The following is a 14,475-nucleotide window of genomic DNA, read 5'->3' on the forward strand; positions in this document are numbered from 1 at the left end:
AGGGCGGCAAGGGTAGCGCATCGGCGCCGGGTATCATGGCGCCATGGCAAAACTCCTGCTCAATCTGCGCAATGTCGGCGACGACGAATATGCCGATGTCTGCACGCTGCTCGACCAGCACGGCATCGCCTGGTATCGCACCGAACCCAGCCCGTGGGGCATTTCCAATGGTGGCCTGTGGCTGCGCGACGACGCTGATCATCCGCGTGCGAAGGCGCTGATGGCGGAATACCAGGCCGAACGCGGGCCGCGCATCCGTGCCCAGCGTGAGCAGGCGTTGCGCGAGGGCACGGCGGAGACGTTCGGCAGCCTGTTCCGGCGGCGGCCGCTGTTCGTGGTGCTGGTGCTGCTGGCGATGGCCGGTGCGGCGGCGCTGGTGCTGCTGCCGTTCGTGTTGTTGCGGGGGTAAAGGGGGCTTCTGGCCGGGTTGCACCCCGCACCCGCAGACGCAACGGCAACGTCAAAAGCCGGGCTTCAGTGGGAGGGTGGGGCGGTGTGGGCAGGCGGGGGACGGCAAAAGCTGCTCCTGCGTGCCTCGTAGAGCGCCATCCATGGTGCTCTGCGCCCCCGCCTGCCCACACCGCCCCACCCCTGACAGATTCCGGGTGTCTGCCGGGCTTGGGGTCGGATCCCTCTGCTGCGCAGAGGGCACTGAACCCTGAATCTGTCTGTGCGGGCGGGAGGCGCTAAAATGGCGGCATGATCGCCAATACCGCTGCCTACCATTTCGCCGTCATCGACGCCCCCCAGGCCCTGTGCGACCAGTTGCTGGCGCGCGCCGAGGCGGCGGAGCTGCGGGGCACGATCCTGGTGGCGGGCGAGGGGCTGAACCTGTTCCTGGCGGGTGCCCCGGAGGCCGTCGAGGGCTTCTATGCAGCGCTGCATGCCGATGCGCGTTTCGCCGACATGCGGGTCAAGACCAGCCTGAGCGAGCACCAGCCGTTCGCGCGGCTGAAGGCCAAGGTCAAGGACGAGATCATCAGCTTCCGCCGCGATGACGGCCAGCCGCTGGGCTATCCGCGTGCACCGTCGGTCGATCCTGCCACCGTGCAGCGCTGGCTTCGGCAGGGGCATGACGATGCCGGCAAGCCGGTGGTGATGCTCGATACGCGAAATCTGCAGGAAGTGGAGTACGGCACCTTCAAGGATGCGCTGGTGTTGCCCATCCGCAAGTTCACCGACCTGCCCGAGGCGCTGGCGCCGCATCGCGATGCGCTGCGGGACAGCACCGTGGTCAGTTTCTGCACCGGCGGCATCCGCTGCGAGAAGGCCGCGCTGTGGATGGTCAATGACGGCATGGACAATGTCCTGCAGCTCGATGGCGGCATCCTCGGCTACTTCGAGGAGGTGGGCGGCGAAGGCTACGAAGGCCGCTGCTTCGTGTTCGATGAGCGCGTGGCGCTGGATGCCGAGCTGAAGCCGATGGTCGACCAGCCGCTGCCCGAACCGCGCCCCAGCGCGTTCTGACGCTTGCCCGGTAGAGCCGGCCGCTGGCCGGCTGCCAGGGCACGTTGCCCGCCGGCCAGCGGCCGGCTCTACCGGACCAAGCGCAGCGGGTCCTGAACCCGCCCTACGGGAATCAGCATCCCGCCACCGTCACTGGCCGCTGCGCCCGGCCGCCCCCATGCAGAGGTGATCCTGTGACGGAAAAGCGCCTGATGATCCCGTTGTCGATCCTTGACCTGGCCCCGGTCTGCGAGGGCAGTGACACCACCGCCGCCTTCGCCAACATGCTGGAACTGGCCCAGCACGCCGATGCACTGGGCTACCGCCGCTACTGGCTGGCCGAACACCACAACATGCCCGGCATCGCCAGTGCCGCCACCGCCGTGCTGATCGGCCATGTTGCCGGTGGCACCCGGCGCATCCGTGTCGGCGCGGGCGGCATCATGCTGCCCAATCATGCCCCGCTGCAGGTGGCCGAGCAGTTCGGAACGCTGGCCTCGCTGTATCCGGACCGCATCGACCTTGGCCTGGGCCGTGCGCCGGGTACCGATCAGCCGACCGCACGTGCACTGCGCCGCTATTTCGACAGTGCCGACCAGTTCCCGCAGGACGTGCGCGAGCTGCTGCACTACTTCGAGCCGGTCCAGCCTGGACAGGCGGTGCAGGCCGTTCCGGGGGGCGGCCTGCGAGTGCCGACCTGGATCCTCGGTTCGAGCCAGTTCGGCGCACGCATGGCTGCCTCGATGGGGCTGCCATATGCATTCGCCTCGCACTTCGCGCCGGACGTGATGGACGAAGCGCTGGCGGTGTACCGCCGCGAATTCCGCCCCTCGGCCACGTTGAAGCAGCCGCACGCGATGCTGGCCCTGAACGTTGTTGCCAGCGACAGCGAAGCCGAGTCGCGTCGCCTGTTCACCAGCCAACAGCAGAGTTTCGTCAACCTGCGCCGCGGCCGGCCCGGCAAAATCCCGCCGCCGATCGACGACATCGAGTCCTTCTGGGAGCCGCACGAAAAGCTCGGCGTGGAACGGGCCCTGGCCTGCACCGTACTGGGCGATCCGCAGCAGGTGGCCGAGGGCATCGCCGCTTTCGTTGAGCGGCACAAGCCTGACGAGCTGATGCTCACTGCCAACCTGTATGACCACCGTGCGCGCCTGCGTTCCTTCGAGCTGGCGATGAACGCCTGGCATGGCCGCCACGCGGGCTGAACAATCGCGTCACGGCCCGTTGCGGCCGATCCGCGTCTGATGGGAGCTCCCACTTCTGGAGTTCCCACCATGGCCGAGACCCGTGCCGAACACATTGCCCAGCTGGCTGAACTGATCAAGGACGTGGAGGTGGCGATGTTCACCACTACCGGCGTCGACGGGCGACTCTACAGCCGGCCGTTGGCCACCCAGCAGGTCGCCTTCGACGGTGACCTGTGGTTCGTGATCACCGCCGACAGCCCGAAGGTGGCCGAGATCGCGCTCGACCCGCGCGTCAATGTGGCCTATGCCTCGCCATCGAAGAACACCTATGTGTCTGTGGCGGGGCGGGCGCGGGTTGTCGATGATCGCGCGAAGATCGAAGAGCTGTGGTCGCCGGCGATGAAGCTGTTCTTCCCCGCCGGCAAGGAGGACCCCAACCTTCGCCTGATCCATGTGCGCGCCGATAGCGCCGAATACTGGGACGGCCCGGGCACCTTGCTGGGCAAGGCGTTGAGCTTCGTGCTGTCGGCGGTGCAGGATGATCCGGCACCGCTGGCGGACAACGGATTCGTCGACCTTCGGTGATTGCCGCATCCACGCGTGGCGTGGATCTAGCGGATGCGGGTAGTGCCGGCCGCTGGCCGGCAACCCTGGAAGCGTGGCAGCCGGCCAGCGGCCGGCTCTACCGGATGCCGCTTCAGAACCAGCGCTGGAACAGCTCCACTGTATAGCCCACCAGCTGCCCAGAACTGAAGCCGAAGAACGCGATCGCCACCAGTGCTGCGATCCAGTTGAACAGCATCAATGCACCATCGCGCTCCAGCAGCGCCAGCGAGAACAGCAGCAGCTGGAAGCCGAACAGGAAGTTGGTGAACGGAATCGGCAACGACAGCAGGATGCCCAGCAGCACCAGCAGCAGGCCGCTGAAGGCGTGCGCGGGCAGCGGTGTCAGCAACTGCGGCAGGCGAGGCTTCAGCATCCTGTCCAGCCGCCGCAACGGGTGATCGATACGGTCCAGGAAGCGGTGCATGGTGCCGCGCTTCGGCCCGCGTCGGGCAATGAAACCGGGTAGCCAGGGCCGGCGCAGGCAACACAGCATCTGCAGGCCGATCAGGACCACCAGTGGGCCGCTGACCGCCCCCCCCATGCCCGGGATCGGGATGAACGAGGGCAGGATCGCCACGAACAGGAACACGCCGAACGCGCTCTGCTGCAGGTTGCTGAGGATCTGGCCGAGTGGCATGTGCTCGGCGGGATCGCCCGAGGCGAACATCTCCAGCAGGGTGCGGATGCCCTCGTTGCGGTAGGTCGGGCGCTCCGCACCCTGGCCCTGGCCGGCCTCAGGCGGTGAGCTCATCGGCCTGCTCGTCGGACAACGTGCGCAGCAGCAGCTTGTCCACCCGCGCACCGTCCAGGTCGACCACCTCGAAGCGCCAGCCGGCCCAGTCGAAGTACTCGCCTGCGTGCGGGATGCGGCCGAAGTAGTGGATGCACATGCCGGCCAGCGTGTAGTAGTCGCCATCTTCGGCATCGGGCAGCTCGTTGCTGCCGATCAGCTCGCGCAGGTCTTCGATCGGCAGCGAGCCGTCCACCAGCAGCGAGCCGTCCTCGCGGGTCACCACCAGCGCATCCTCGTCGGCATTTTCCACTGCCTGCAGGCGGCCGACCACCGCGCCCATCAGGTCGCTGATGGTCACCAGGCCCTGGATCTCGCCGTACTCGTCCACCACCAGCGCCATCGACTGCTGTTCCTCGCGGAAGATCTCCAGCAGCTTCATCGCGTGGGTCGATTCGGAGACGTACAGCGGTTCGCGCAGGGTCTGGAACAGCGCGTTGTCGCCGCGCGCCATGCGCGTGGCCAGCGATTTCAGCTCCAGCACGCCGACCACGTCCATGTCGTTATCGCGGTACACCGGGTACCGCGAGAACTCGTGCTCGGCCATGATGTCCAGATTGCGCTCCAGCCCGGCCTGGGTGTCGAGCCAGGCAATCCGGTTGCGCGGGGTCATCAGGCTGTCGGCGGTGCGGTCGCCCAGGCGCATGACGCGGTTCATCATGTCGCGCTCGTGGGCGTCGATCACGCCAGCTTCGTGGCTCTCGGCCACCAGCATCCGGATCTCTTCTTCAGTCACCTGCGCGGCCTCGTCCTTGCCCAGGCCCAGCACCTTCAGTACCAGCTGGGTGGTCTTGGACAGGAGCCAGACGAAGGGCAGGGCCAGCCTGGCCAGCCAGCTCATCGGCATCGCGACCAGGCCGGCAATGGCCTCGGAGCGGGTCAAGGCCAGACGCTTGGGCACCAGTTCGCCGAAGATCAGCGTGATGAAGGTGATCAGCGAGACCGCCAGGGCGGTGCCCACCTCGCGCGCGTACGCAAAGCCGGGCATCAGGCCCTGCAGCCAGCCGGCGATCGCGTCGCCGATCGCATCACCACCGAGGTAGCCGGTCAGCACGCCGATCACGGTGATGCCGATCTGCACGGTGGACAGGAAGCTCTCCGGCTTCTCCGAAAGCTCCAGCGCCTTGGCGGCGCGCTTGGAGGTGGCGGCCATCTGCTTCAGGCGGCTCTTGCGCGAGGTCATGACCGACATCTCGGACATGGCGAAGAAGCCGTTCAGCAGAACAAGCGCGAAGACAATCAGGATCATTTCAAACACGGGCGTCGTCCCCGGTTGGTGGCAGGGAGGGCGGGTGCTTGCGATGGCGGCTGGCGCTCAGGAACGGGGTCCGGCGCGGCGCAGGGGGATTAGGGTCGTCGTCCATAAGGTGCGCCCGAAGGCGCGCTGGCATCTTAGCAAAGGGGCGTGGCAGGGTGGCAACCGCCTGTTCAGGTTGGGGCTCCAAGAGCCCGGAAAGGGTGCGGGGATACCCGTGATGGTCATCTAGCCGTCATAATTCGCTCTGGTGCCGTCCTTCCCGCGACGGCTGACAGGTTTCTCAATGTTCTCTCTGCAGACCATTTTCGGTTCCGGCAAACAGTTCTACACCCTGCTCGATGAGGCTGCCGTCGCGGCTTCCGATGCCGCCAAGGCGCTGCATTCCATGCTGCGCGAGGCCGACCGCCAGCCCGCGCTGGACGCCTTCAAGCTGGCCCGCCTGCGCGAACGCGCGGCCTCGGACAAGATCAGCCAGGCGCTGGTGGACAGCTTCATGACCCCGATCGAGCGCGAAGACATCGAAGCGCTGGGTTCGGCCCTGTACAAGATTCCGAAGCAGATCGAGAAGTTCGCCGATCGCTATTCGCTGGCCACGACCCACCTGGAGCACATCGACTTCGCGCCGCGCGCGGCGATGCTGGAACAGGCCGCCGGCGTAGTGGTGGAGATGGTGGCCGACCTGCGCCACATGAACCTGGACCGGATGACCGCGCTGAACGAGAAGCTGCGTTCGCTGGAGAACGAGGCCGATCGCCTGATGCTCGAGTTGTACCGCGACATCTACTCCGGTCGCCTGGACAACCTGCAGATGTTCCTGCTGAAGGAATTCTTCGAGATCCTGGAAAAGGCCATCGACCGTTGCCGCGAGGCCGGCGTGGTGGCGTACCAGATCGTGTTGAAGAACAGCTGACGGACGCCGCCGCATGTTGACCCTTGTCCTGGTGGTGATCCTGGCCGCGCTCGTCTTCGAGTTCATCAACGGCTTCCACGACACTGCCAACTCCATTGCCACCGTAGTGGCGACCAAGGTGCTCTCGCCCGGCTGGGCGGTGATGCTGGCCGCCTTCATGAACCTCATCGGTGCGCTGACCGGCACTGCGGTGGCGCTGACCATCGCCTCGGGCCTGCTCAACACCAACGTGGTCGAGGTCACTCCGCAGGTGATCCTGTGCGCCCTGCTGGGCGGCATCATCTGGAACCTGATCACCTGGTGGAAGGGCCTGCCGTCCTCGTCCTCGCACGCCCTGATCGGTGGTCTCTGCGGTGCCGGCCTGGCCGCGGCCCACAACAACTGGGACGCGCTGATCTGGTCGGAGCGCCTGGGCAGCTGGGCGCAGAACAAGGGCCTGCTGTGGAAGGTGTTCGTGCCGATGATCACCTCGCCGATCGCCGGCTTCCTGCTCGGCATCGTGGTGATGGTGCTGCTGTGGGCGCTGATCGCCGGCCTGGCCAAGGTCGGTGGCGCCATCGGCCGCCTGGCCCGTCCGCGCATCGTCAATGCCTTCTTCGGCAAGGCGCAGATCGCCTCGGCGGCCTACATGGGCTTCGCCCACGGCCACAACGACGCGCAGAAGACCATGGGCATCATCGCGATGACCCTGATTGGTGCCGAAGCCACCGGCGCACTGAACGATCTGCCGTCCTGGCTGGCCTTCATGCACCCGGACGCGCACGCCGGTGACGGCATCGCCATGTGGATCGTGCTGACCTGCGCGGTGGTGATGGCGGCCGGTACCGCTTCGGGTGGCTGGAAGATCATCAAGACCCTGGGCCACAAGATGGTCAAGCTGCACCCGATCCACGGCTTCGCCGCGGAGACCAGCTCGGCCACCATCCTGACCCTGGCGGCCCACTTCGGCATGCCGGTCTCGACCACGCACAGCATCTCCACCGCGATCATGGGCGTCGGCTTCGCCAAGAACCCGCGTTCGCTGAAGTTCGGCGTGATCGAGCGCATCGTCTGGGCCTGGATCCTGACCATTCCGGCCGCAGGCGGCTGTGCGTACCTGATCCTGAAGCTGTTCGAGCTGTTCGGCTGGACCTGATCGCCACGCCAAGGTTGCAAACGGAAAAGCCCGCCATATCAGGCGGGCTTTTTCATGGGCAAGAATTTTTCCGCACACATCGTGTCGACCAAGGTCGACACCTACCAGAGCAGAACCAGGGTCAGAGCCCGTTGCCGAGCAACGGGATCCGCCCCCGTGCCGACCAACGATCGGCACCCACCAGCAGCAGCGGGAAACTGTCCAAGGCGGGGTGGGGTGGGGTTGCAGGACCGTTGGCGCCATGGATGGCGCCATCGAGCCCCCAGGGGTGAGGGCGCTTTGCTTGCGAAGCACTGCTTCGCAAGCGCCCGAACGCACAGCCGCCAACGGCTGGGCCGGGCCGCGGAGCGGGGTTTACGGCGTGTCCTGCAACCCCACCTCACCTCGCCAGCCCACGGAAACCCTGCTTTTGCCGTTGCCGTTGATCCGGCGGGTGCCGGGCCGCAGGCCCGGCCGACCCTCCTCAATTCCGTTGGAACAGCGCCTGCACATCCCTGCGGAACGCCGCCTGGCTGTCGGCCCGGCTGTAGAACATGTGCCCGCCCGGATAACTGCGCACCTGCACCCGGTCCGGATTGCTGCCCATCGTCGGCATCTGGTCCACGGTCAGGATCGAACCCATGAACGGGCACGACAGGTCGTTCCAGCCATGCACGATCAGCACCTGCAGGTGCGGGTCGATCGCCACGGCCTGGCGCAGCTGGGTCACCGCGCCATCGCGCAGCTCGCCATTGCGGTCCCACAGCCGGTTCACGTCGTAGTTCAGCGCCTGGTACCGCGCGTCCACCTTCCAGCCGACCACGCGCGTCACGAAGTCGACCATCGCCGTGGTCGTCGGCGCGATGATGCTGTCCAGCAGCGGATCGTTGGCGCGCTGCTCCGGATCGTTCGGGAATGGATCGAACGCGGTCACGTTGGAATCGTAACGGCTGCCCAGCGTGCCCTTGTCGCGGAACACTTCCCGCAGGTAGGCCTGGGTTTCCAGCCGGCCACCGGCACGGCGCACGAACTGCGGGTCCAGTCCGGTCAGTTCGGTCACCCGGCGCAGCATCGCCTCGGTCGCCTGCGGATCGCTGCGGCCCTTCATCAATGCGGTGGCGTAGTCGCCACGGGTGTATTCCACTACTTCGCGCATGGCTGCATCGGTCAGCTTGCCCTGGCGCTCCAGGTGCGCGGCGGCGATCGACGGCAGGGTCTGCATCCACGCCATCGGCGAAACATCGGCGTTGTCTTCCAGGGTCGGGCTCAGGTACGGCGAGACCAGCACCAGGCCGTTCATCGCAACACCCAGCCGGGTCTGCAGGTAGTGGGTGATGCGCGGGCCGCGGTAGCCGCCGTAGCTCTCGCCGGTCAGGTACTTGCGCGACGCCATGCGCTGGTTGCGCAGCAGCCAGTCGTAGATCGAGCGTGACAGGTATTCGATGTCGGCGCTGGGGTTGTACAGCGCCTTCTTCGCTTCATCGTCGCCGATGCGAGCGCGGCTGAAGCCGGTGCCGACCGGATCGATGAACACCAGATCGGTGAAGTCCAGCCAGGTGCCGGGGTTGTCGTGCAGCGTGGCCGGCGCCGACGCGCTGTCACCCTCGGAGCCGAAGGTCACCACCTTGGGCCCGATCGCGCCCATGTTGAGGTAGACCGACGATGCCCCGGGGCCGCCATTGAGCGCGAAGGTCACCGGCCGGTCCTTGCCCGGCATCGTGTAGGCGGTGAACACCACGTCGGCGATCACCTTGCCCTTGGCATCGCGTACCGGCAGGGTGCCGACGGTGGCGGTGTAGTCCAGCGTGCGGCCGGCCAGGCGCATGCTCTGGCGGGCCGAGGCGTCTGCGGGCAACGCAGGTGCCTCGGTCTTGTCGTCTTTCGGATCGGGCTTGGCGTCGGCATCAGGCGCGGCCAGCACGCTGGCTGGGGCGATGAGCAGGCCGACGCAGAGCGCGGCAGTGTGCAACAGGGACTTCATGGCACCGGGTGGGCAGCGGAAGGGGATTCCGATGCTAGGGCGGTGGCCGCCCATGCCGTATGTGTCCAAAGGCATGGCCGGGCGTTGCGGCCGCTATTGGCCAGCTTGGGTCAAGCGGACAGGGCGGTTGCCGCTTTGTCATCGGCAAGCAGGCCGTAGACGGCCGAGTCGGCCAGTTCCCCCTGGATGCGCCAGCGCTGGCGCAGCACTCCCTCGCGGCGGAAGCCCAGGCGTTCGAGCACATGCGCGGAGGGTGCGTTGCGCGGGTCGATCTCGGCTTCCACGCGATGCAGGTGGAGGGTGCCGAACAGGTAGGCCAGTACCTGCCGCAGGGCCTCGTGCATGTAGCCCTGGCCCTGGCGGTCCGGTGCCAGCAGGTAGCCGATCTCGGCGCGGGCTGCAGTGCGGTCCACTGCAAACACCACGCAGATGCCCAGCAGTGGACCTTCCAGTGATTCGCGCACGGCCAGCTTCAGCTGGGTACCGATGGCATGGGCTGCGAGATCATCGTCGATCTGCTCGCGCGCCTCGGCCTGTCGCGTCCAGGCCGGATGATTCCACCAGCGCATCACATCGGGATCGGACTGCAGCGTGAACAGCGCGGCGGCGTCGTCACGGCGGATCGGGCTCAGGACCAGCCGTGCACTGTGCAGCGGCAGGTCGGGGAACAGCAGCGAGTGGCTGGCCAATACGGTGGTCCACGCGGATGGACGCGCATTATGGCGCCGCCGGGTTTGCCGATGGGGGCGGAATGCCCCGGGGCGGATGGGTCGGATCCCTTTCCCGGCGGGAAACGGATCCGACCCCGCGAGGGATCAGACTTCCAGCGAAGCCAGGTCGCCCTTCGACTCCAGCCAGCCCTTGCGGTCGGACGCGCGCTTCTTGGCCAGCAGCATGTCCATCAGCGAGCGGGTCTGCTCGCCATCGTCCACGGTCAGCTGGACCAGGCGGCGCGTATCCGGGTGGATGGTCGACTCGCGCAGCTGCGGCGGGTTCATCTCGCCCAGGCCCTTGAAGCGGGTGACGTTGATGGCGCCCTTGATCTTCTCGCGCTCGATCTTGTCCAGCATCGAGCGCTTTTCTTCCTCGTCCAGGGCATAGAACACCTGCTTGCCGACGTCGATGCGGAACAGCGGCGGCATCGCCACGAACACATGGCCGGCATCGACCAGTGCCGGGAAGTGCTTCAGGAACAACGCGGTCAGCAGCGTTGCGATGTGCAGGCCGTCGGAGTCGGCGTCGGCCAGGATGATCACCTTGCCGTAGCGCAGGCCGCTGATGTCGTCCTTGCCGGGATCGCAGCCGATGGCGATGGCCAGGTTGTGTACTTCCTCCGAGGCCAGCACGCTGTTGGACGAGACTTCCCAGGTGTTCAGGATCTTGCCGCGCAGCGGCATGATCGCCTGGAAATCCTTGTCGCGGGCCTGCTTGGCGCTGCCGCCTGCCGAATCACCTTCCACCAGGAACAGCTCGGTACGCGACAGATCCTGGCTGATGCAGTCGGCCAGCTTGCCGGGCAGGGCCGGGCCCTGGGTGACCTTCTTGCGGACGACCAGCTTTTCGGTCTTCAGGCGCGCGCTGGCGCGCTCGATGGCGATCTGCGCGATCTTCTCGCCCAGCTCCACGTTCTGGTTGAGCAGCAGGCTGAAGGCATCATGGGCGGCGCCTTCGATGAAGCCGGCGGCCTGGCGGGAGGACAGGCGTTCCTTGGTCTGGCCGCTGAACTGCGGGTCGGTCATCTTCAGCGACAGCACGAACGACACGCGGTCCCACACGTCTTCCGGGGCCAGCTTGACGCCACGCGGCAGCAGGTTGCGGAAGTCGCAGAACTCGCGCAGCGCCTCGGTCAGGCCGGTACGCAGGCCGTTGACGTGGGTGCCGTGCTGGGCGGTGGGGATCAGGTTGACATAGCTTTCCTGCACCAGCTCGCCTTCCGGCAGCCAGGCCACGGCCCAGTCCACGATCTCGGTGTCTTTCTTCAGGCTGCCGACGAACAGCTCGGCCGGCAGCATCTCGCGATCGCCCAGCTCCAGCTTCAGGTAATCGCGCAGGCCGTCCTCGTAGTACCAGGTATCGACTTCACCGGTGGCTTCATCGGTCAGCTTCACGGTCAGGCCCGGGCACAGCACTGCCTTGGCGCGCAGCAGGTGCTTCAGCGCGCGCACCGCGAATTTCGGCGTATCGAAGTACTTCGGGTCCGGCCAGAAGCGCACGCGGGTACCGGTGTTCTTCTTGCCGACGCTGCCGACCACTTCCAGCGGCGTGGCACGGTCGCCGTTGCGGAAGGTGATCCGGTGTTCGGCACCGTCGCGCTTGATGTGCACCTCCACCAGGGTCGACAGCGCATTGACCACGCTGACGCCGACGCCGTGCAGGCCGCCGGAGAAGGTGTAGTTGTTGTTGCTGAACTTGCCGCCTGCGTGCAGCCGCGTGAGGATCAGCTCGACGCCCGGGATCTTCTCCTCCGGATGAATGTCCACTGGCATGCCGCGGCCGTCATCGCTGACCTCCACGCTGCCGTCCTTGTACAGGGTGATCTCGATCGAACGGGCGTGGCCGGCGAGGGCCTCGTCCACCGAGTTGTCGATCACTTCCTGCGCCAGGTGGTTCGGGCGCGCGGTGTCGGTATACATGCCGGGACGGCGCTTGACCGGGTCAAGGCCGGACAGGACTTCAATATCGGCGGCGTTATAGCGGGCGTTCATCTGTCTTCGAAAGCTTGGAGCGACGGGCAAGTGTGGGGTCTGGCACGGGATTTTGCACGCCTGCGGTTCAGTCTCGGCGACGCAGAGGGGGTAAAATGGCAGCCGCTGGAATCTGAACGCCGGCGGCCCCGTTGGGTCTGAACGTCCAAGCCATACCGCGAGGAGGACCTCATGAAGAAGTTGCTGACCATTGCGATCCTGGCCGCTGCCGCCGTTGCAGTACCGCTGGTGGTGGCGCAGAACGCCGGCCAGCCGGCCCCGCAGCAGGGTGACCAGGCCGACAAGGCGCAGGCCGAGGCCGATGCCAAGGCCAAGCGTCGGGCCCAGGCCAATGCCCAGATGAAGGCGCAGGGCCAGCCGGCCCCGCAGCAGGAAGAGGAAGAGGAAGCGCGCAAGAAGCGCTGATCCCGCAGCCTGCCAAGCGCCCTTGCGACAAGGGTTGCGCTCCGGAACGCCCCGCTCAGCGGGGCGTTTCTTTTTAGGAACGTGGCGTCTGCCCCTTGGGTTGGCGGCCATCAATCTGTAAACTATGGCTTTCCGGGAGTAAGTGCGTGTCCACCCTTTGCGAATGGGCTGGAGCGGCCAAGCGTGGCTTCCAGCATGGCGGGTCGCAGGTGACGGTCGATTTGACCGGCACGGTCGCCCCGACCTCGCACGATGGTTCCCGTCCGGCGCCTGCCGACGCACGGATCCGCACCTCCCTCGCTGCCACAGCGAACCGGAAAACCCCCTCTGAGCACCATGCCCGCCCTCCGGGTGCGCGTGGTGCTGCCGTTTTCCATTTCCAGACAGGATGCTTGCAGCCATGACTCCCTTGATTTTCGTAACCGGCGGCGTGGTGTCCTCGCTCGGCAAAGGCATTGCCGCCGCGTCGCTGGCCGCCATTCTCGAAGCCCGTGGCCTGAAGGTCACGATGATGAAGCTCGATCCGTACATCAACGTCGACCCGGGCACCATGAGCCCGTTCCAGCACGGTGAGGTCTATGTCACCGACGACGGCGCGGAGACCGACCTCGATCTGGGCCACTACGAGCGCTTCGTGCGCACCCGCCTCAGCCGCAAGAACTCGGTCACCACCGGCCGCATCTACGAGAACGTGATCCGCAAGGAGCGCCGCGGCGACTACCTGGGCGCGACCGTGCAGGTCATTCCGCACATCACCGACGAGATCCGTCGCTGCATCGACGAAGCCACCGAAGGCTACGACGTGGCACTGGTCGAGATCGGCGGCACCGTGGGCGACATCGAGTCGCTGCCGTTCCTGGAGGCGATCCGCCAGGTGCGCACCGAACGTGGCCCGGAGAAGGCGCTGTTCATGCACCTCACCCTGGTGCCCTACATCGGCGCCGCCGGTGAGCTGAAGACCAAGCCGACCCAGCACTCGGTGAAGGAGCTGCGCTCGATCGGCATCCAGCCGGACGTGCTGCTGTGCCGCTCCGAGCAGGCGGTGCCGGATTCGGAGCGCCGCAAGATCGCCCAGTTCACCAACGTCTCCGAGCGCGCGGTGATCAGCGTGCCGGACGTCGACGTGCTGTACCGCATTCCGTCGGGCCTGCATGCACAGGGCCTGGACGAAATCGTGGTCAACCAGCTGAAGCTGGCCGACAAGGCCGGTCCGGTCGATCTTTCGATGTGGGAAGACGCGGTCGACGCGACCCTGCACCCGCTGGATGAAGTGACCATCGCCGTGGTCGGCAAGTACGTCGATCACCAGGATGCCTACAAGTCGGTCGGCGAAGCACTGAAGCACGGCGGCCTGCGCCAGCGCACCAAGGTCAACCTGAAGTGGCTGGAAGCACAGGACCTGGAAGGCACCGACATGGCTGCACTGGCCGATGTCGACGGCATCCTGGTACCGGGTGGTTTCGGTGACCGCGGCTTTGAAGGCAAGGTGCTGACCTCGAAGTTCGCCCGCGAGCAGCAGGTGCCGTACTTCGGCATCTGCTACGGCATGCAGGCGGCGGTGGTCGATTACGCGCGCAACGTGGTCGGCCTGGAAGGTGCCAACAGCACCGAGAACGATCGCCAGTCGCCGAACCCGGTGATCGGCCTGATCACCGAATGGCGCACCGCCAGCGGCGATGTCGAGAAGCGTGACGACAAGAGCGACCTCGGCGGCACCATGCGCCTGGGCCTGCAGGAGCAGCGCCTGAAGCCGGGCACGCTGGCCCGCGAGCTGTACGGCAAGGACGTGGTCGCCGAGCGCCACCGCCACCGCTACGAGTTCAACAACCGCTACCGCACCCAGCTGGAAGATGCGGGCCTGGTGATCGCCGGCAAGTCGATGGACGACACCCTGGTGGAAGTGGTCGAGCTGCCGCGCGATGCCCACCCGTGGTTCCTGGCCTGCCAGGCGCACCCGGAATTCCTGTCCACCCCGCGCGACGGCCATCCGCTGTTCATCGGTTTCATCCGTGCCGCGCGCGAGCGCAAGGCCGGTGGCAAGCTGCTTTCCGAAGCGCGCGCCTGACTTGT

13 protein-coding genes are annotated in these 14,475 nt (G+C 66.5%); 8 read left to right on the forward strand and 5 right to left on the reverse strand.

From position 1 onward, the window contains the following. The first annotated feature begins 43 nt into the window (after positions 1-43). From KXV01_RS02900 to KXV01_RS02915, 4 genes are all read left to right on the forward strand, one after another. Positions 44-409, forward strand: a complete 366-nt coding sequence (locus tag KXV01_RS02900) for a DUF6164 family protein (RefSeq protein WP_049414256.1) — start codon at positions 44-46, stop codon at positions 407-409. Between the two features lie 290 nt (positions 410-699). Beyond that, complete coding sequence (locus tag KXV01_RS02905; protein ID WP_049410727.1) at positions 700-1,467, forward strand: sulfurtransferase; 768 nt, start codon at positions 700-702, stop codon at positions 1,465-1,467. Between the two features lie 191 nt (positions 1,468-1,658). Beyond that, on the forward strand, positions 1,659-2,654 hold the full coding sequence (locus KXV01_RS02910) for an LLM class flavin-dependent oxidoreductase (protein WP_049438818.1): 996 nt from the start codon (positions 1,659-1,661) through the stop codon (positions 2,652-2,654). A gap of 69 nt (positions 2,655-2,723) precedes the next feature. Then, positions 2,724-3,221 carry a pyridoxamine 5'-phosphate oxidase family protein gene (locus KXV01_RS02915; RefSeq protein WP_005416015.1) on the forward strand — a complete coding sequence of 166 codons (498 nt, stop codon included), beginning with the start codon at positions 2,724-2,726 and terminating at the stop codon, positions 3,219-3,221. Positions 3,222-3,333: 112 nt separating this feature from the next. Here the strand turns inward: KXV01_RS02915 and KXV01_RS02920 are convergent, their stop codons facing one another. Both KXV01_RS02920 and KXV01_RS02925 read right to left on the reverse strand, forming a co-directional pair. Further along, positions 3,334-3,993, reverse strand: a complete 660-nt coding sequence (locus KXV01_RS02920) for an exopolysaccharide biosynthesis protein (protein WP_263467496.1) — start codon at positions 3,991-3,993, stop codon at positions 3,334-3,336. After that, on the reverse strand, positions 3,977-5,281 hold the full coding sequence (locus KXV01_RS02925; RefSeq protein WP_049410714.1) for a hemolysin family protein: 1,305 nt from the start codon (positions 5,279-5,281) through the stop codon (positions 3,977-3,979). The genes KXV01_RS02920 and KXV01_RS02925 overlap by 17 nt, the downstream gene beginning before the upstream one ends. A gap of 292 nt (positions 5,282-5,573) precedes the next feature. Here KXV01_RS02925 and KXV01_RS02930 point away from each other — a divergent pair, with 292 nt between their 5' ends. Beyond that, a complete protein-coding gene (locus KXV01_RS02930) occupies positions 5,574-6,200 on the forward strand; it encodes a DUF47 family protein (protein ID WP_004152833.1) in 627 nt (208 codons plus the stop codon). Positions 6,201-6,213: 13 nt separating this feature from the next. Further along, a complete protein-coding gene (locus KXV01_RS02935) occupies positions 6,214-7,335 on the forward strand; it encodes an inorganic phosphate transporter (protein WP_019658889.1) in 1,122 nt (373 codons plus the stop codon). 463 nt (positions 7,336-7,798) lie between these two features. On the opposite strand, the gene KXV01_RS02940 is transcribed toward KXV01_RS02935, so the two are convergent. The 3 genes from KXV01_RS02940 to parE all read right to left on the reverse strand — a co-directional run bounded on the left by KXV01_RS02940 (position 7,799) and on the right by parE (position 12,000). Then, entirely contained in the window at positions 7,799-9,295 is a 1,497-nt protein-coding gene (locus tag KXV01_RS02940; RefSeq protein ID WP_032954081.1) for a S10 family peptidase, read from the reverse strand. Between the two features lie 110 nt (positions 9,296-9,405). Then, positions 9,406-9,984 (reverse strand): GNAT family protein, encoded by a 579-nt coding sequence (locus KXV01_RS02945; RefSeq protein ID WP_111097232.1) that lies wholly within the window; start codon positions 9,982-9,984, stop codon positions 9,406-9,408. 126 nt (positions 9,985-10,110) lie between these two features. Continuing rightward, positions 10,111-12,000, reverse strand: coding sequence for a DNA topoisomerase IV subunit B (gene parE, locus KXV01_RS02950; protein ID WP_049416636.1), 1,890 nt, complete (start codon positions 11,998-12,000; stop codon positions 10,111-10,113). A gap of 171 nt (positions 12,001-12,171) precedes the next feature. Between parE and KXV01_RS02955 the strand changes: the two genes are divergently transcribed. Next, a complete protein-coding gene (locus KXV01_RS02955) occupies positions 12,172-12,405 on the forward strand; it encodes a hypothetical protein (protein ID WP_049435736.1) in 234 nt (77 codons plus the stop codon). Positions 12,406-12,805: 400 nt separating this feature from the next. Next, positions 12,806-14,470 carry a CTP synthase gene (locus tag KXV01_RS02960; RefSeq protein ID WP_005416023.1) on the forward strand — a complete coding sequence of 555 codons (1,665 nt, stop codon included), beginning with the start codon at positions 12,806-12,808 and terminating at the stop codon, positions 14,468-14,470. The last annotated feature ends 5 nt before the right edge of the window (positions 14,471-14,475 follow it).

The organism is Stenotrophomonas sp. Ps181 (assembly GCF_025697425.1).
Lineage (GTDB): Bacteria > Pseudomonadota > Gammaproteobacteria > Xanthomonadales > Xanthomonadaceae > Stenotrophomonas > Stenotrophomonas sepilia.